Source organism: Ruegeria atlantica, from assembly GCF_013032505.1.
GTDB lineage: Bacteria > Pseudomonadota > Alphaproteobacteria > Rhodobacterales > Rhodobacteraceae > Ruegeria > Ruegeria atlantica_F.
This window is the reverse complement of the sequence record NZ_WQCG01000006.1, coordinates 137,696-153,773: the sequence shown is the minus strand read 5'-3', so window position 1 is coordinate 153,773 and position 16,078 is coordinate 137,696. Positions and strand designations below refer to the sequence as shown.

General features: G+C 55.5%; 19 protein-coding genes. 13 read left to right on the top strand and 6 right to left on the bottom strand.

Going from position 1 to position 16,078, the window contains the following annotated elements; all coding sequences use genetic code 11:
* The first annotated feature begins 27 nt into the window (after positions 1-27).
* The 5 genes from GOW92_RS19510 to GOW92_RS19490 all read left to right on the top strand — a co-directional run bounded on the left by GOW92_RS19510 (position 28) and on the right by GOW92_RS19490 (position 5,322).
* On the top strand, positions 28-1,113 hold the full coding sequence (locus GOW92_RS19510; RefSeq protein WP_170563624.1) for a polyamine ABC transporter substrate-binding protein: 1,086 nt from the start codon (positions 28-30) through the stop codon (positions 1,111-1,113).
* Between the two features lie 69 nt (positions 1,114-1,182).
* Positions 1,183-2,310, top strand: a complete 1,128-nt coding sequence (locus GOW92_RS19505; RefSeq protein ID WP_170563621.1) for an ABC transporter ATP-binding protein — start codon at positions 1,183-1,185, stop codon at positions 2,308-2,310.
* A complete protein-coding gene (locus tag GOW92_RS19500; protein ID WP_170563792.1) occupies positions 2,310-3,200 on the top strand; it encodes an ABC transporter permease subunit in 891 nt (296 codons plus the stop codon). Before GOW92_RS19505 ends, GOW92_RS19500 begins: the two co-directional genes overlap by 1 nt.
* Positions 3,197-4,015: an ABC transporter permease gene (locus GOW92_RS19495; RefSeq protein ID WP_170563618.1), complete on the top strand. Its 819-nt coding sequence runs from the start codon at positions 3,197-3,199 to the stop codon at positions 4,013-4,015. Before GOW92_RS19500 ends, GOW92_RS19495 begins: the two co-directional genes overlap by 4 nt.
* Positions 4,012-5,322 carry an NAD(P)/FAD-dependent oxidoreductase gene (locus tag GOW92_RS19490; protein WP_170563615.1) on the top strand — a complete coding sequence of 437 codons (1,311 nt, stop codon included), beginning with the start codon at positions 4,012-4,014 and terminating at the stop codon, positions 5,320-5,322. The genes GOW92_RS19495 and GOW92_RS19490 overlap by 4 nt, the downstream gene beginning before the upstream one ends.
* Here GOW92_RS19490 and GOW92_RS19485 read toward each other — a convergent pair.
* From GOW92_RS19485 to fliK, 3 genes are read right to left on the bottom strand one after another with little or no spacing between them, the layout of a single operon-like run.
* Positions 5,319-6,185 (bottom strand): phosphotransferase family protein, encoded by an 867-nt coding sequence (locus GOW92_RS19485; protein WP_368040310.1) that lies wholly within the window; start codon positions 6,183-6,185, stop codon positions 5,319-5,321. The two genes, GOW92_RS19490 and GOW92_RS19485, sit on opposite strands and share 4 nt — an antisense overlap.
* 54 nt (positions 6,186-6,239) lie before the next feature.
* Positions 6,240-6,911: a flagellar hook capping FlgD N-terminal domain-containing protein gene (locus GOW92_RS19480; RefSeq protein WP_170563612.1), complete on the bottom strand. Its 672-nt coding sequence runs from the start codon at positions 6,909-6,911 to the stop codon at positions 6,240-6,242.
* Positions 6,908-8,113, bottom strand: coding sequence for a flagellar hook-length control protein FliK (gene fliK / locus GOW92_RS19475; protein WP_170563609.1), 1,206 nt, complete (start codon positions 8,111-8,113; stop codon positions 6,908-6,910). Before fliK ends, GOW92_RS19480 begins: the two co-directional genes overlap by 4 nt.
* Before the next feature lie 111 nt (positions 8,114-8,224).
* Here fliK and GOW92_RS19470 point away from each other — a divergent pair, with 111 nt between their 5' ends.
* From GOW92_RS19470 to GOW92_RS19445, 6 genes are all read left to right on the top strand, one after another.
* Positions 8,225-8,506: a rod-binding protein gene (locus GOW92_RS19470; RefSeq protein WP_170563606.1), complete on the top strand. Its 282-nt coding sequence runs from the start codon at positions 8,225-8,227 to the stop codon at positions 8,504-8,506.
* Positions 8,490-8,849 (top strand): flagellar biosynthesis protein FlgN, encoded by a 360-nt coding sequence (locus GOW92_RS19465; protein ID WP_170563603.1) that lies wholly within the window; start codon positions 8,490-8,492, stop codon positions 8,847-8,849. The genes GOW92_RS19470 and GOW92_RS19465 overlap by 17 nt, the downstream gene beginning before the upstream one ends.
* 210 nt (positions 8,850-9,059) lie before the next feature.
* Entirely contained in the window at positions 9,060-10,271 is a 1,212-nt protein-coding gene (locus GOW92_RS19460) for a flagellin (protein WP_170417286.1), read from the top strand.
* Positions 10,272-10,348: 77 nt separating this feature from the next.
* Positions 10,349-10,723, top strand: a complete 375-nt coding sequence (flaF, locus tag GOW92_RS19455; protein ID WP_170563599.1) for a flagellar biosynthesis regulator FlaF — start codon at positions 10,349-10,351, stop codon at positions 10,721-10,723.
* Entirely contained in the window at positions 10,723-11,121 is a 399-nt protein-coding gene (flbT, locus tag GOW92_RS19450; protein ID WP_109310643.1) for a flagellar biosynthesis repressor FlbT, read from the top strand. The genes flaF and flbT overlap by 1 nt, the downstream gene beginning before the upstream one ends.
* Complete coding sequence (locus GOW92_RS19445) at positions 11,121-11,912, top strand: DUF1217 domain-containing protein (protein WP_170563596.1); 792 nt, start codon at positions 11,121-11,123, stop codon at positions 11,910-11,912. The genes flbT and GOW92_RS19445 overlap by 1 nt, the downstream gene beginning before the upstream one ends.
* Before the next feature lie 86 nt (positions 11,913-11,998).
* On the opposite strand, the gene GOW92_RS19440 is transcribed toward GOW92_RS19445, so the two are convergent.
* The 3 genes from GOW92_RS19440 to GOW92_RS19430 form a co-directional block, all read right to left on the bottom strand.
* Positions 11,999-13,570 (bottom strand): DUF427 domain-containing protein, encoded by a 1,572-nt coding sequence (locus tag GOW92_RS19440; protein ID WP_170563593.1) that lies wholly within the window; start codon positions 13,568-13,570, stop codon positions 11,999-12,001.
* A gap of 108 nt (positions 13,571-13,678) precedes the next feature.
* Positions 13,679-14,380, bottom strand: coding sequence for a winged helix-turn-helix domain-containing protein (locus GOW92_RS19435; RefSeq protein ID WP_170563590.1), 702 nt, complete (start codon positions 14,378-14,380; stop codon positions 13,679-13,681).
* On the bottom strand, positions 14,352-14,636 hold the full coding sequence (locus tag GOW92_RS19430; RefSeq protein WP_170417271.1) for a hypothetical protein: 285 nt from the start codon (positions 14,634-14,636) through the stop codon (positions 14,352-14,354). The genes GOW92_RS19435 and GOW92_RS19430 overlap by 29 nt, the downstream gene beginning before the upstream one ends.
* A 177-nt stretch (positions 14,637-14,813) precedes the next feature.
* On the opposite strand from GOW92_RS19430, the gene GOW92_RS19425 reads away from it, so the two are divergent.
* Positions 14,814-15,287, top strand: coding sequence for a hypothetical protein (locus tag GOW92_RS19425; RefSeq protein WP_170563587.1), 474 nt, complete (start codon positions 14,814-14,816; stop codon positions 15,285-15,287).
* Between the two features lie 111 nt (positions 15,288-15,398).
* Positions 15,399-16,016 carry a ribonuclease HII gene (locus GOW92_RS19420; RefSeq protein WP_170563584.1) on the top strand — a complete coding sequence of 206 codons (618 nt, stop codon included), beginning with the start codon at positions 15,399-15,401 and terminating at the stop codon, positions 16,014-16,016.
* Positions 16,017-16,078 lie beyond the last annotated feature (62 nt).

The window sequence follows — 16,078 nt, the reverse complement described above, 5'->3', positions numbered from 1 at the left end:
TACCCGTACATTTGCAGGGAGAGAAATATGTCAATCAAAACGCTGACGATGACAGCGATTGTCGCGCTGGGGACTTCGGCGGCATTTGCCGAAGAGGTGCGCGTCTACAACTGGTCCGATTATATCGATGAGGACTTGCTGAAAAAATTCGAAGAAGAGACGGGGCTGACCCTGATCTACGACGTATTCGACAGCAACGAAGTTCTGGAAACTAAGATGCTGGCTGGTGGGTCAGGCTATGATGTGGTTGTGCCATCGGGCACGTTCCTTCAGCGCCAGATTCAGGCCGGTGCTTTTCAGGAACTGGATGAATCTAAACTCTCGAACTCAGGAAACCTTTGGGACGTAATTCAGGAACGCACCGCCGGTTATGACCCAGATAACGCTTACTCGATCAACTACATGTGGGGAACGACCGGCCTTGGCGTCAATGTTGGCAAGGTCAAGGAAGTTCTGGGTGACGATGTTGCACTGAACAGCATGGACCTGGTACTGAAGCCAGAGAACATGGAAAAGCTGGCCGAGTGCGGCGTGCATTTCCTTGATGCACCGTCCGAGATCATTCCGATGGTTCTGCAGTACATTGGTGAAGACCCGGACAGCCATGACAAAGACGTCATTGGAAAGGCCGAAGAAATTCTGGTGGGCGTGCGTCCACATATTCAGAAGTTCCACAGCTCGGAATACATTAACGCTCTGGCGAACGGAGATATTTGCGTCGCAGTGGGTTGGTCCGGCGACATCCTTCAAGCGCGGGATCGGGCAGCCGAGGCCGACAACGGCGTAGAGATCGAGTATCACGCGTTTGCCGAAGGCTCGCTGATGTGGTTCGACCAAATGGCTATTCCGGCAGATGCGCCGAACCCGGAAGGTGCGCACAAATTCCTGAATTTCATTCTGGACGCCAATAACATGGCTGCGGCCTCGAACTATGTTTATTACGCCAACGGCAACAAAGCTTCGCAAGAGTTCCTAGAAGAAGATGTGATCGGCGACCCGGCGATCTATCCGGACGATGCGACGATGCAAAACCTCTACATCACAACGCCTTATCCGGCGAAAACACAGCGTGTAGTTACGCGCATGTGGACCAAAGTCAAGTCGGGCACCTGAGCCGATAAATCTGAGCAAGGCGGATTGCCCGCCTTGCCCTTTCAATCAGACTGTCGAACGGGGGCCGCCTTGAACACTAACGTCTTTGCGCCGTGGGATGATCCACAGGCGAAGCCATTGATCCAGTTTCAGAATGTAACCAAGCGTTTTGGTGGGTTCACGGCCATCGACAACCTGTCACTGGATATCTTTGAAAAAGAATTCTTCGCTCTGTTGGGGCCATCTGGATGTGGCAAGACGACCATGATGCGTATGCTTGCAGGGTTTGAAACCCCAACTGAGGGACATATTTTGCTGGGCGGGCAGGACATCGACCCAATCCCACCGAACAAACGGGCGGTGAACATGATGTTCCAGTCCTACGCGTTGTTTCCTCACTTAAGCATCTGGGAAAATATCGCCTTCGGTCTGCGCCGGGATAATATGCCCAAGCGGGATCTTGAGGACCGCGTGGAAGAGATGCTGCGCCTGACCCGGCTGGAGCAATTCGCCCGCCGCAAACCACATCAGATTTCGGGTGGCCAACGGCAGCGGGTGGCCCTGGCACGGTCTCTGGCCAAGGCGCCAAAGCTGCTGTTGCTGGACGAACCCTTGGGTGCGCTGGACAAAAAGCTGCGGCAGGATACCCAGTTCGAGCTGATGGACATTCAGGAAAAGACCGGCACCACCTTTGTCATCGTGACCCACGATCAGGAAGAGGCGATGACCGTCGCCAGTCGCGTTGCCGTCATGGATCAGGGCAAGCTGATGCAGGTGTCGACGCCGGACAAGATTTATGAAAACCCGAACTCGGTTTACGTCGCGGACTTTATTGGTGATGTGAACATCATCGAAGGCCGGGCGACCGCGAATGGGAACGAAACCTATCAGGTCGACTGGGCCGAAGGACAATCACCGCTGACCGCAACCTCGCCGGCTGAATTCTCGACCGGTCAAAGCTGCCATCTGGCGATCCGCCCTGAGAAAGTGACGATTTCGGCGGACCGACCGGCCGATGCGATTAATGCGGTTCAGGGCAAGGTGCATGACATCGCCTATCTGGGCAACCTGTCCACCTATTATGTCGAATTGCCAAATGGCACGATCATCAAGGCGCAATCCGCCAACACGCGCCGAATCTCGCGCCGGTCCTTTACCTGGGAAGACCCCGTCTGGCTGTCATGGACGGCAACGGCTGCGGTTCTGTTGGCGAACTGATGCGCCGCGCTGTTCTGATAGCCGTCCCTTATGTCTGGCTGCTGGCTCTGTTTCTGGTGCCGTTCTTCATCGTGTTGAAAATTTCGCTGTCGGATGTCGAACTGGCCATTCCGCCCTATACGCCGACACTGGACCTGTCGCAGGGTTGGGCAGGGATAACGGATTTCTTCAGTCAGCTGGATTTCGAGAACTTTGTCTGGCTGACAGAAGACGACCTTTATTGGAAAGCTTACCTGTCCAGCGTCAAGATCGCGTTGATTGCGACTGTTCTGACGTTGCTGGTGGGGTATCCGATTGCTTACGGCATGGCGCGAGCGCCAACTGAATGGCGTCCCACACTGATGATGCTGGTAATCCTGCCATTCTGGACCTCGTTCCTGATTCGCGTTTACGCGTGGATGGGCATCCTCAGCAATGAAGGTTACCTGAACCAGATTCTGCTGTGGTTGGGAATCATTTCGACGCCGCTGACCATTTTGAATACCAACACTGCTGTCTATATCGGAATCGTCTACACCTATTTGCCCTTCATGATCCTGCCGATCTATTCGTCGTTGGAACGCATGGATGAATCTCTGATCGAAGCAGCCGAAGATCTGGGCTGTTCCCGACTTCAGGCGTTCTGGCTTGTGACAATACCGCTGTCGCGTCCCGGCATCATAGCGGGCTGTTTTTTGGTTATGATCCCGGTGATTGGTGAGTTTGTTATCCCGTCTTTGCTGGGCGGGTCTGGTACGCTGATGATTGGCAAGGTGTTGTGGGAAGAGTTCTTCTCGAACCGCGATTGGCCGGTTGCCAGCGCCGTTGCGGTGGTTCTGCTGCTGATCCTTGTGGTCCCCATCGTGCTGTTTCAGCGAAACCAGCAGAAACAGACGGAGGCCGAGCAATGAACAGGCTAAGTTGGTTCAACGCGGTGTCTTTGACACTGGGATTTGCCTTCCTCTACATCCCGATGGTCATCCTGATTATCTACAGCTTCAACGAAAGCAAGCTAGTCACAGTCTGGGCCGGGTTCTCGACCAAATGGTATGGTGAGCTTGCCCAGAACGAGGCGTTTTTGAACGCGGCTTGGGTGACGATCCGTGTTGCGGTGTTCTCATCTACTTTGGCCACGATCCTTGGCACGGCAGCTGCTTATGTTCTGGTTCGTGGCGGGCGGTTTTTCGGCAGGACACTGTTTTCGGGTATGATCTATGCGCCGCTTGTGATGCCCGAAGTGATCACCGGCCTGTCGCTACTTCTGCTGTTTATCGGTATCGGACTTGATCGGGGCATTTTGACCATCGTTCTGGCCCACACGACCTTTTCGATGTGCTTTGTGTCGGTCGTCGTTTCCTCTCGCCTTGTGACCTTTGACAAATCGCTGGAGGAGGCCGCTTTGGATCTGGGATGTTCGCCCGCGCAGGCGTTCCGTCTTGTGACGCTGCCAATCATTGCCCCGGCGGTGATTTCGGGGTGGCTGCTGGCCTTTACCCTGTCGCTGGACGATCTGGTCATTGCGTCATTTACCTCGGGCCCGTCGGCCACGACCTTGCCGATCAAGATATTCTCGGCCGTCCGTCTGGGCGTCAGCCCTGAGATCAACGCATTGTCCACAATCATGATCGCAGTTGTCACCGTTGGCGTCATCACCGCCTCGCTGGTTACGAAACGCGCAATGGTCCGGCAAAAGCAGGATGAACTCGCCGCTGCGCGCACCGAATGAAACGTCTCTTTCCAGACTATACCTATGGACCAGGGCCACGACAGAACTGTTGGTGGGATCAGACGATTTCGGCCCCCGATTGGCCGATCCTCGCAGGTGATTTGAATGTCGACGTCGCGGTCGTCGGTAGCGGCTTTACCGGTCTTTCGGCGGCACTGCACCTAGCTGAGGCGGGCGCGAAAGTTGCCGTTCTTGAGGCTGCGACTCCTGGGTGGGGGGCTTCAGGGCGCAATGGCGGATTTTGTTGTCTCGGCGGGTCCAAGCTGAGCCACGGGTCAATGGTCCGAAGGTTTGGCATCGAAGCTACGCGGTCCTACGAACAGGCGGAAGCGGACTCTGTTCAGCTTGTCGCGGATTTGCTGGAACAGCATCGGATCGACGCAGATACCCATTCGAACGGCGAAACCCAACTGGCACATTCCGCACGCGCGATGGAAAAGCTGCGCCGTAAGGCAGAGGCTTCAGGCGTCCTGCATGAACCTGGTGACCTGCAGGGTTTGGGTCTGGGCGGCGCCTTTCATGGTGCCTATACAAATCCGGTTGGATTTGCCCTTAACCCACGAAAGTACCTGTTTGGCCTGGCAAGTGTTGCCCAAGGGCTGGGGGCGGGCTTGTTTCAGAAATCCCCGGTTGAAAGCATCAGGAAAACACCGGGCGGGTTCGACGTTGAAACCGGATCAGGTCATGTTCGTGCAAAAAATGTAATGATTTGTACCAATGGGTATTCCAGCGAGGATATGCCCCCCTGGTTGTCGGGGCGGTACATGCCCACGCAATCCACGGTTTTGGTGACCCGGCCGTTATCCGATTCCGAGCTGCAAGCGCAGGGCTGGACCTCGGAGCAGATGGGGTATGACACGCGAAATCTGCTGCACTATTTCCGCCTGATGCCTGACCGGAGGTTCCTGTTCGGCATGCGTGGGGGCCTGCGATCGTCGCCTCGGGCCGAGGCCGCCATTCGCCGGGCAGCGCTACATGACTTCCAAGGCATGTTTCCTGAATGGAATGATGTGGATGTGACCCATATGTGGTCCGGAATGGTGTGCCTGTCGCGCAAGTTGACGCCTTATGTCGGGCCGGTTCCCGATCAACCCGGAATGTTTGCCGCGTTTGCCTATCACGGGAACGGTGTCGCCATGGGCACATATTGTGGGCGCGCAATTGCTGGTTTGGTTTTGGACAAACAGTCCGAACTGCCCGTGCCAATTGCTCAGCCACCAAGGCGGTTTCCTCTTGGTTACTGGCGGCGCGCTCTGATGCCGCCGTCCTATGCGGCAATGGCGATTATTGATCGATTGTCGCTCTAAAGCGCGGCTATTTCCAGTTCGAGCGTTTGGGTGTAATCCGTGGCCCCGTTTTCGATGCGCCACAGGCAATAGGCCGCCATGCGCCAAGCATACCAAGGGCGCAATTTACGGTACCGCGTGACCGTTTCGGCATGACCGTAAGCGGCAAGAAACCGTTCTTCTTCGGCCACGCTCAGAGGTGCACCGCGGTAAAGCCGCTGCATGGCTGGGGACAGGAACATCGCGATGTCCTCGCACGGATCGCCCAAGGCAGGGCACTGCCAGTCGATAAGCGTCATACCGGTTGGCGCGACAAGGATGTTTCCGGCCACTGTATCGCCATGAATCAGGCACGTGTGTGTGGTCGCAGGCACATGGCCCGTTGGACGATGCTGCGCGAGCCGTGCACGTGTGTTAGAGGCGCACGCACTGAGAATACGCTGGGCGTGTTCAGCCAGATCACCGCTGCCATTGCACCCTTGCGGTGCTTGAACTGAAACATCAAGCTTGTGAAGTTTATGCAGCAATCCGGCCACAACCTCTGGATCGTTTTTCCACGGCGATCCCGGAGCGTGATCATAAAATACCCAATGGCCTGTATCATGTGCTCCGGTTGCACGCAGGCGTGGAACAAATCCGGTTGGTTCAAGGGCACGCAAGCATTGCGCTTCTAGTTCGGGGTCGTTGCGAAACAGCGGATTGCGCGGTGTCGCGCGGTACAGCTTCAACACTTTGTCGCCGCTGCCGCCCAGCACTTTCCAGACTTGATTTGTTCGGCCGCCATACAACGTCTGAAATTCTGCATCGGGCCGAACAAGGCCTTGCGTGCGCAGATCGTCGACCAGATCAGAAGGGGGGAGGGTTGGGCCAGACAGGAGCTTCACCAGTGCAGTTAGCGAGTCGAATTTGCAAAGGTTTGAACTGTCCTGACCGACAGATCAAGTTCCGGCTCTGACCCCAGTAACTGTCGTAGCGGTGACAACCTGCCCGCTTTCGAGCGTCAGCATGACTTGATTGTCCACAACCTGAGCTTCAACGACCTCGTCGTAAACCTCTGCCTGCTGTGTCGAAAGCAGTGCGTCGCCATCGTAACTTTCCAGCGTAGCTGAGTAAGTACCCGCCGCCAGCGGCTGCCCATCGCTTCGTTGACCAGCCCAAACTATACTCTGATCGGTTGTCGACACTGAGATGCGGTCGACAACGGCTCCTTCGCCGTCGCGGATAACCAGGGCCGCTTTGTCAGCCTCAGGTGCGGGCGTGGCAAACAGGGTCACAGGTTCGCCCTCGTATTGGAAAGCCGAGGGTGCCCGCACGTCCATGCCGATCCATTTGCCGAGCTTGTCCAGATTTGCACCACCCAGAGCCTGACCAAGTGTTGCTAACAGATCATTCGTCTGTACCTGCTGTTCAACCATCGAAAACTGCGCCAATTGCGATGCGTATTCCGACGCATCTAACGGTTTCAACGGGTCCTGATTCTGGGCCTGAACGGTAAGCATTTTCAGGAACGTCTCAAAGTCTGACGCCAGGCCAGTTTTTTTCGGCGCGTTTGCATTTCCTGTTGGGGTAGATGCTTGGGCGTTTGGTTGGGTTGGGGTAATCAAAGTCACAACCTCATGTCGATGCGGCCAACGGGGCCGGTTTTGGGAATGGGAGACGCATTTGAAGCGGTTTCGCTAAGCTGAGTTGTGTCAGCAGACGTTCGTTCCTGATGGTCGGCCTCGTGCTGCTCGGTGTCTGATGAAGTCCCAAGGTCAAATGAAAGATCGCCCAGACCAAAATTCTGGAACTCTTCCTCCAACACCGCCAAATGGCGCCGCATCATTTCAAGGGTTTCCGGGCGTTCGGCGGAAATTGTCAGATGCAACCCGTCATCGCGACCGTTTACCATGATGGAAACACGCCCCAGTTCCTCGGGGTTTAGTGCAATTTCAACCGCGCCGGACTTCGGCTGAGCATTGATGGCGGCGGAAATTTGGCCGGCAATGGCGCGTGCTGTCTCAGCTCGGGCGGTTTGTGCCATGAGCTGCAAGGGCAACGCTGCGTCCCGACCAGCCGAAACAGGCGAATCTGTCCTTAGGACGTGATTGTCCTCCACCTCAAGAAACGCGGTCGCATCAACCTGAGCACGGGGTTTTTCCGGCGCGAATAACTGCAACTGAGCAATGCTCGACATTCGTGCCGGGTTTGTGGTTCGCTGCGCCGCAGGATTGGATAGCGGCGGTTGTCGTGTTTCATGTCGGGTCGGCGCCAGATAAAGGGGCAGGTCCGCAACTTCCTTCGAGGGCGTAGCGGCAAGTGGCAATGCAGAATTCGGGGAGGCAGCCTTTGTCAGCGCTGCTTTTGGCAGAGCCTCTGGACGCAAATCGGCGCGGTTTTGAATACTTGTGGTAACCCTGCTTGGATCTTTGATGCCCCCATCAGCGCGTTCAACATCGGTGTTTGGGCCAGTCAGTTCGCTTTGATGCACTTTCGGAACGTGCACTTCTGGCGCGACAGTCTGCGACGGAGTTTGGACACGATCAAGTTTTGTGCCCAGTTCAAAACGTCCGCCTAAATAAGGGCGCAGCAGTCCCTGCTCAGGATCGGCGGGCGTTTCCAATTCTTCAACCAAGACAGTCTCATCCGTTTCAACGTCAAGATCCGGTTCCGCACTATTAAGTTCGGCCGATTCATCTTTGTTCTCACCTTTGTGGTGATTAAGCACCGCCTCAAACGCCGCGCCGCCTTCATCCCCCGGTTCAGACCTGGGTCCATTGGATTTGAATGTTTCGGACGGCGAGGATGTCATCACTGAAAGAGGGTTGGGCATTTTGCTCCGACTCCGATTGTGTGACAGGAAATCTGACTGCAGGAAGTTACGTTTATTTTAACCGCTTTCACCTTTGATCGAAAAAGTTCGATGCAATTTTCGGAGAAAGCCATGAAGGTTTCCGTGCCCCTTCCACCGTCTAAAACTCCCGCCACTTCCCAAAAATTGCAGGAAGCGGCTATCGAATTGGAGGCCGCGTTTTTGGGTGAGATGCTGAAGTCGGCCGGTTTGGGAAAAGCGCGCCAATCCTTTGGCGGAGGTGCTGGCGAAGATCAGTTCGCCTCGTTTCTGGTTCAGCATCAGGCCCGTGCGCTGGCGAAAGCCGGCGGCGTTGGCCTGGCCGAAGCACTCTTCGAATCTATGATGGAGAATTCCAATGCCAAAGATACCTGAGACCAGCCTCATAAAGTCACTTGAAGAAGTTCTTGAGCTTGAGCGAAACGCATTGGTGCGAGGCGAACTGGATCGCCTGCATCATACGGCTCCGGAAAAGGAAAAGCTGATCGGGGCGATCAATGATCTTGATGTCTTTGGAAGTGATGAACTGATCAGCCTGCAGAAAAAGGTCGAGCGGAATCAAGAATTGCTGAACAGCGCCGCCGAAGGGATTCGCGCCGTAGCCAACCGCATGGCCGAGTTGCGGCGCGTTCGGCAGGAATTCAGCACATATGGCGCAGACGGTCAGCGCAGCGAATTCGCCGTCCGTCATCAAGCCAAGCTGGAAAAGCGAGCATAGTTAAGAGTTTGATTCAAATCCGAGGTTTCTGAATTTCGCGCTTTAGCACTCCGTTAGGGGATCGACGTCAAAGGTGTTCGGGCACCTGAAAACATCAGGTGGCGCGAACAGCCCGACGGCAGATCGCACCGATCAGAAAGACGTCAAAGCCCGTATCAGTTGCGGGGTGAGCATGGGCGCAAAAGGCCCGAACGGAAAGGAAGAAAGCTAATGTCCAGCATTCTGACAAACAATGGCGCCATGGTCGCGCTGCAAACACTCAAGTCGGTCAACAAAGATCTTGGCGCAACCCGGAACGCGATCTCGACCGGTAAGGACGTTGCGACTGCGAAAGACAACTCGGCCGTCTGGGCGATTTCAAAAGTCATGGAATCGGATGTCAAAGGCTTCAACGCGATCAAGGACAGCCTGGCCCTTGGTGAATCCACCGTAGCAGTTGCGCGTAACGCGTCCGAAACGGTCACCGATTTGTTGTCCCAGATGAAAAGCAAAATCGTAGCAGCACAGGAAGACAACGTAGATCGCGACAAGATCAACGACGATGTGACCGCGTTAAAAGGCCAGATCAACTCGGTTGTGAACGCCGCGCAATTCAACGGCCTCAACCTGGTTAACGGCTCGGCGGGGTCCGCTTCGATCCTGGCGTCTCTTGACCGGGACAACTCTGGAAACGTGACCGCGTCTTCTATCACTGTTGCTGGACAGGACCTTTCTACCGGCGGGTATACGGCGGCTCAGGTCTTTGACGGGTCGACCGGGTCTTCCACCGGCAACGACCGCGTTGGTGCGACGATTGACAACGGTACAACTTCGGCAACCGCGCTGGTAACGGATGAATCCAGTGGTGCGTTTGCTGCAGGTGACAAGGTTGTGCTGGCGATCGATGATCAGGTCGTATCCTACACGGTTTCCGCAACGGATGCTGCGGCCTCCACGACCGGTGATATCGTTGCAGTTGGGTTGAAGGCGAAAATTGATGAACTTGGTATCACGGGTCTGACTGTTGATTATGACTCGGGCACTGCGGGCACCTTGTCCGTTGCCAATGCCACCGGCACGGACATTTCGTTCTCGGCTCAGTATGTGAACGCGGGTTCAGGCGGTCTTGGCGCATTGACCGGCATTGATGTTTCAACCGGTGCAGGTGCTACGGCCGCGTTGGCCACAATCGAGACGCTGATCGACACATCGATCGATGCATCGGCGGCCTTTGGTTCTTCGCAAGGTCGGATCGAAACGCAGAAAGAGTTCATTTCGAACCTGGCGGACTCGTTCAAATCCGGTATCGGGTCGTTGGTCGATGCGGATATGGAAGAAACCTCGGCACGTCTGCAGGCGCTTCAGGTTCAGCAACAACTGGCAACCCAGTCACTGTCGATCGCAAATCAGGCACCGCAGTCGATTCTGTCACTGTTCCGCTAAGTTCAGGAACATGTTCGGGGCGCGGCAACGCGCCCCGATACTGACCGCCAAGTGGCAGACTATTGGAAGGATTTTACGTGACCCCGCAAGCCATCGCACAACGAGCATATTCACAGACCGCCGCGCCAACGCGCACCCCGCGCGATACGGAATACGAAGCGATCTCGAAAATCACGCGCAGGCTCAAGGCCGCCGCGGCCCGCCAAAAATCAGATTTCGGCGCGTTTGTGCAGGCTTTGCACGAAAACCGGCGACTGTGGACCGTTCTGGCCAGTGGCGTCACGGACTCTGACAATGCGCTGCCAAATGATTTGCGTGCGCGGATATTCTATCTGGCGGAATTCACCGAACAGCACAGTAGCCAGGTATTGGCGAACAAAGCCTCGGTTGAGCCATTGTTGGAGATCAACATGGCTGTTCTGCGCGGTCTTCGCCAAATGGGGGCTACCTGATGGCAGGGTTGGTTTTGAAATTGGCGCCGAAAGAACGGGTTTTGATCAACGGTGTAGTCGTGGAAAATGGAGACCGCCGTAGTCGGTTTTCGATCATGACACCTGAGGCGAATGTACTGCGCCTGCGGGATGCGATCCACCCGGACCAGGTCAACACTCCGGTTCGACGTGTCTGCTATGCTGCTCAACTTGTGCTGTCTGGAGATATGGAACCCGATCAGGCACGCCAACAATTGTTACGCCGCGTCGAAGAGCTGAGCCAGGTCTTTACTGACGCCGACAGTCGCCGGGTTCTGTCCGAGGCAACGCAAGCGCTTCTGGATCAGCAGTTTTACAAATGCCTTAAAGCCTTGCGCGCGCTGCTGCCCCGCGAAGAGCGGCTCATGGCCTACCAGTAATGACGTTCCAGCCGGTTATACCTTCGGGCGGCATTGTCGGCTGGCGATTCCTGCAGCGGACATATGACGCGCAGATCGACAGTTTTTCTTCGTCCTCTGTCAACAAAAGGGACAGTGAGTACTTTTTGGAGAAGATCAAAAAGGTCCAGACAGCAGAGGAATTGGTGTCCGATCGCCGGTTGTTGCAAGTTGCACTCGGGGCCTTTGGGTTGGAATCCGACTTGGACAATCGCTACTTCATACAGAAGATCCTGTCCGACGGGACCAAAGCGCAGGATGCGTTGTCCAATCGTCTGTCCGACAAAAGGTACCGGCAGTTTTCCGAGGCGTTTGGGTTTGGGCCGGGCGAGGTGCGCAAAACCGGGCTGATCACCAACATGGAAGAGATTGCACGTGACAGCGTCGTGTCTCGATTTGAAATTGCTGTGGGTGAATCAGATGAAACGATGCGGATCGCTTTGTATGCGCAGCATGCTCTGGGGGAGCTGGCTCAAAAGGAAGGCAGCAAAGATACCAAGTGGTTTGATTTGATGAGTTTGCCTCCGCTGCGGCGGATGATGGAAAATGCTCTGGGGTTACCGTCCAGCTTTGGCCAGTTGAATATCGACAAGCAACTGGAAGTGTTCAAAGACAGGTTGTCAGGGCTGACCGGGTCCGATGATCTGGCCCAATTCGAGGATAAGGCCGCAATAGAGCGCCTGACAGATCAATTCCTTGCCCGTAGTCAAATCGCCCAGCTTGAAAGCGCGATTTCCCCGGCGCAGACCGCGCTGATCCTGCTTGGTGTCTAAGGCAAAAAAGTGCTTCGGACGCGCGACGACCACCAGAAGCATTGTCGGGTGGCCCTGATTGATTTGAACTGCGCGCTTTTTGTATCTTAAGCGTTCAGAACGGCATCTGCGGAAGTTCTGAGAGCATAAGACTCGACCGGTTGCGAAACATTATGCAGCTTGACGTCGCCAAGAGGCAGCGCATTGGCGCAGGCGGGCACAATATCGGCAGACACCACAATCCTGTGGTTTTTGGTTTTTCCATATTCACCCAGACGCGCAGCGATATTCGCGGCTTGTCCGATCACGGTAAAGTCCAGCCGTTCACGTGATCCGACATTGCCGTAGGTCACGCGCCCGTAGGCAACCCCGATTGAGCAATCACAATGATTGTCGGAACCTGACTGGCGCAACTCTCCCAACTTTTCTACGATGTTGATGGCGCTTCGCTGCGCGTTCTCGCGGGCGTTTTTTGAATCCTCACCCGCTGGAAACACGGCAAGGACCGCGTCACCGATGAACTTCAGGACTTCGCCGCCGTTTTCATGCACAATGCCAGAAACGGTTTCAAAAAAGTCGTTCAGTAGATTTATGTAGTCGGCGCGCCCCAGTTTCTCTTCCAAGCTGGTCGAATTGCGCAGATCACAGAACATAATGGCGGCATCAATTTCATCCCCGTCACCGCGCCGGATCTCACCCCCTAAGACGCGCGCGCCCGAGCGTTTGCCAACATAGGTTTCAAGCAGGACCTGAGCGTTCTCGCGCTGCATGAAAACCTCATAAAACCGGGCGATGACCAGCGAGCATTCGAACACCAGCCCAAGGTTTTCCGTCGTGAAACCGTCCGGGTGATCGCAGGTCAGGGTCAGAACGTTGGTACGTCCATCCGAGAACGGCAACGGCATGGCGACATAGTCGGTCGCCCCTTTTTCACGCAGGTCCTCCATGATTGGAAAGCTATTATGGGGGTTTTCCGCGTTCAGCCGCTGTCGCACGCCGCCCAGCCCGTTCGACACATGACGTAATGGGCTGTTGATATAAGCCGGGTGGTCGTGGATTTCGTAGGTCGGAACATTGGTCGAAATCTCCGCCTCGCCCTTTTCCCAGATGTAGTGCTTGCCCGCTATCAGCGGATGCAGGGACCATGTCAGGATGCTCAGGCGCTGGATGGCGATCCCATGTTCCAGCATTTTCTCGGCCAGCGCTTTGGTGAATGCCTCAGGCGTGTCATTCGCAGACGCCCCACGCATCAGCCAATCAATCAAAGGACCACTGATATTGCCGTCTTCGGGTTCCCGGAGCTGGTTATCGCCCAAATCGATCCGGGTATACGCGTTGGGCAAAAACCCGATATGCCCCTGAATGGCGGCACTTTCTGGAAGCGCCTCCTCATAGGCCCAAACGGAATTGGCCAGTCGTTCACCATCCAGGATAACGTCGTGATAGGTCGCAGTGCCCTTGAAGGGGCAAAAGGTTTGCAGTTCGGTCTCGTCGCTGAGATCCACCAGCACATCCTCGCGCGGGATGTAGATCGTCGGCGGAAGCCGCGTTTCGTACATGACTTTGGCGTTGTTGCTTTCGGCTAAAAGGTCCTGGTCCCGATAAATCGCAATTTTACCGCTTAACCGTTCGACCGAGATCCCATAGCCCTTTGGTCTTGCTGTGGCGTGGACGTTCATCATCATCCTCCCTGGCCCGGGGTCACTATAGGATGGGCCTTGTGAAGGGGATTTCCAAGGGGCGGTCTCGGCATTTTTATCGTGCGATAGCGGCGAAACCCCGTCGGATCAGACCATCTGGATTACATCCTTTTCGATGGACAGCATATAGCCTTTCTTGGCGATGTTCTTGACCAGCAGCTCGCTGACCATCTGATTGCCCAAGGCATCACGCAACCTTTTGATCCGCGTGGCGCCGGCAGCTTCGTCACAGTCGGCGGCGCTTTTGCCCGAGATCATCGCCTCGATCTGAACACCGGACAGAACCTCGTCATCCAGTCGGGACTCAGCCAGGACGGACAATGTCTCCATCGCTGCGGGCGTCAGTTTGAAATCCATATTGTTCAGGTAGACGGTGTTTTCCTCGCGACTGATCAGCAAGGATGTCACTTGAATACCAGTTCGTTCAATTTGCGCCATCCGACGGTTCAGCATCACCAGCATCACCAGAAAAACCAGCGCCGTCACAAGCATGGCGCTGGCAAAGACAAGCAATACAAATATCACCATACGATAGCTGGACAGCGTATCGGCAAAGGCGGTGCCGGACTGGGCCAAAATCTCCAACAGGCGAATTTCAGTCTGCGAGGTCAGATCGCTTTCGACAAACAGCCGTTCAACGCGCGCGTTAAATGCGTTGGCGTCAGGCAGGGTCCAGAACAAAAAGATGGCGGCAGTGACGAGAATCAGGATGATCGCCGCAATACCCGCACCGACCAGTCTTGTTCCTGACCGTCTGGCTTCAGTAACGGAGATAGAATTGTCCGGCATTGGCCTTCCTTTTATCCAATCCTTCCGGCCCAAAGACAGACATGACGTTCAATAAGGTCCAGCCCGAAGCACTAAGGCGTTGCGAGACTTCTTGTTGGGCCTGGCCTTTGTCACAGGCCGAAACCTGCATCACGCCATAATGCAGCCGCAGGGGGTTGTCCTGCTTGGCCTTGTAGTCCGCATAGCACTCTGCCGACGCGGCGGTACCAAGCGATATCAGGGCCGCAACGGCCAGAGAAGAGAGGATCGGTTTCATAGGCTGCATCCTGCGCATGGGTTTGCACGATATTCAATAACCTAAGGGGTTTGAGGGGCGTGATATCGGATAACAACCGCTCGTTATTGCTTGTCTGAAGGGTGCGGACCCAGTGTTGGGGCATCACGTTTGCGGTCTGTGCCGGATCGCCCCGAAACACTAGGAAGGACACGCATCATGCACCGGAAGTTCATCGCTATTATCGTCGCTACTGCTGTTGCCATCACCGGCGTCTCAGCCTCGCAGGCACGGGCTGCGGATGCCAAGGACATCCTTGGCGGGCTTGCCGCTATTGCGATCATAGGGGCAGGGGTCCACTACTATAACCAGGAAAAACGCAAGAACCGAACCCGGACAACGCGTCATCAGACCTACACGCCCCAACCTTATGTAGCGCAGCCCAGCTACCCGGTACGCCCCCTGCCGCAGCATGTGGCGCGGTATGATCTGCCGCAGCAATGTCTGCGCACATTCAATACGTATTCGAACAACCATCCGCTTCTGGCACCGAATTGCCTAAAGAAGCACTACAAACATGCCAATAGCCTGCCGCAAGAGTGCAAGGTCGGTTTCTGGAACGGCAATAAGGTGAAGCGGGCATACGAACCCGCATGCCTGCGCCAGAAAGGATACCGCGTCGTTTACAAGTAATCACTTTCGAGCAGGAGCGGAGCCATAGAAGCACCGCGCGGGAGAGGGTGGCGCAAGCCGCCCTCTCTTTTTTGTCTTGCGGCGGGGCGCGAAACGCGGTTTTCGGTTGATATGACAACACCAGATTATTCGATTGAACAGGCGGCATTGGCGCAAGGATATGTACGCATTGCCGGTGTGGATGAGGTGGGCCGGGGACCATTGGCCGGGCCAGTGGTTGCGGCTGCCGTGATTTTGAACCCCGAAGATATTCCCGAGGGGCTGAACGACTCCAAGAAGCTGACGGCCAAACGGCGCGTTGCAATGGACGCTGCCGTTCGCGACCGTGCGGAATTCGCCATTGCCGATGCTTCGGTTGCCGAGATTGACGAACACAACATCTTGCGTGCCTCGCATCTGGCGATGGAACGAGCGGTTGCGGCCCTTGATCCTCCGCCGGACTATCTGCTGATTGACGGAAACATGATCCCTCGCGGTTTGACGATCCCGGCGCAGGCGGTTGTCAAAGGGGATGCGCATTCGGTGTCGATTGCGGCGGCTTCTATCATTGCCAAAAACTGGCGCGATCAACTGATGGTGGATTTGGCGCAACAGCATCCCGGCTATGGATGGGAGAAGAACGCGGGCTATCCGTCAAAACAACACAGGGAAGCTCTGCAAAATCTTGGTGTGACCCCACATCATAGGCGTTCATTCAAGCCGGTACACAATATCTTGTATCAAGAGTAAATCGTAAGCTGCTGATTCAAAAAAGAAATTGACGGCGAATCGACTTTGACTCATCCTTGTCT

What these genes read in the sequence shown, in the direction of transcription:
- GOW92_RS19510 (WP_170563624.1), top strand. Translation starts at nt 28, where the DNA reads ATGTCAATCAAAACGCTGACGATGACAGCGATTGTCGCGCTGGGGACT.
- GOW92_RS19500 (WP_170563792.1), top strand. Translation starts at nt 2,310, where the DNA reads ATGCGCCGCGCTGTTCTGATAGCCGTCCCTTATGTCTGGCTGCTGGCT.
- GOW92_RS19495 (WP_170563618.1), top strand. Translation starts at nt 3,197, where the DNA reads ATGAACAGGCTAAGTTGGTTCAACGCGGTGTCTTTGACACTGGGATTT.
- GOW92_RS19490 (WP_170563615.1), top strand. Translation starts at nt 4,012, where the DNA reads ATGAAACGTCTCTTTCCAGACTATACCTATGGACCAGGGCCACGACAG.
- fliK (WP_170563609.1), bottom strand. Translation starts at nt 8,113, where the DNA reads ATGCCCAACCCTCTTTCAGTGATGACATCCTCGCCGTCCGAAACATTC.
- GOW92_RS19470 (WP_170563606.1), top strand. Translation starts at nt 8,225, where the DNA reads ATGAAGGTTTCCGTGCCCCTTCCACCGTCTAAAACTCCCGCCACTTCC.
- GOW92_RS19465 (WP_170563603.1), top strand. Translation starts at nt 8,490, where the DNA reads ATGCCAAAGATACCTGAGACCAGCCTCATAAAGTCACTTGAAGAAGTT.
- GOW92_RS19460 (WP_170417286.1), top strand. Translation starts at nt 9,060, where the DNA reads ATGTCCAGCATTCTGACAAACAATGGCGCCATGGTCGCGCTGCAAACA.
- flbT (WP_109310643.1), top strand. Translation starts at nt 10,723, where the DNA reads ATGGCAGGGTTGGTTTTGAAATTGGCGCCGAAAGAACGGGTTTTGATC.
- GOW92_RS19445 (WP_170563596.1), top strand. Translation starts at nt 11,121, where the DNA reads ATGACGTTCCAGCCGGTTATACCTTCGGGCGGCATTGTCGGCTGGCGA.
- GOW92_RS19440 (WP_170563593.1), bottom strand. Translation starts at nt 13,570, where the DNA reads ATGAACGTCCACGCCACAGCAAGACCAAAGGGCTATGGGATCTCGGTC.
- GOW92_RS19435 (WP_170563590.1), bottom strand. Translation starts at nt 14,380, where the DNA reads ATGCCGGACAATTCTATCTCCGTTACTGAAGCCAGACGGTCAGGAACA.
- GOW92_RS19430 (WP_170417271.1), bottom strand. Translation starts at nt 14,636, where the DNA reads ATGAAACCGATCCTCTCTTCTCTGGCCGTTGCGGCCCTGATATCGCTT.
- GOW92_RS19425 (WP_170563587.1), top strand. Translation starts at nt 14,814, where the DNA reads ATGCACCGGAAGTTCATCGCTATTATCGTCGCTACTGCTGTTGCCATC.
- GOW92_RS19420 (WP_170563584.1), top strand. Translation starts at nt 15,399, where the DNA reads ATGACAACACCAGATTATTCGATTGAACAGGCGGCATTGGCGCAAGGA.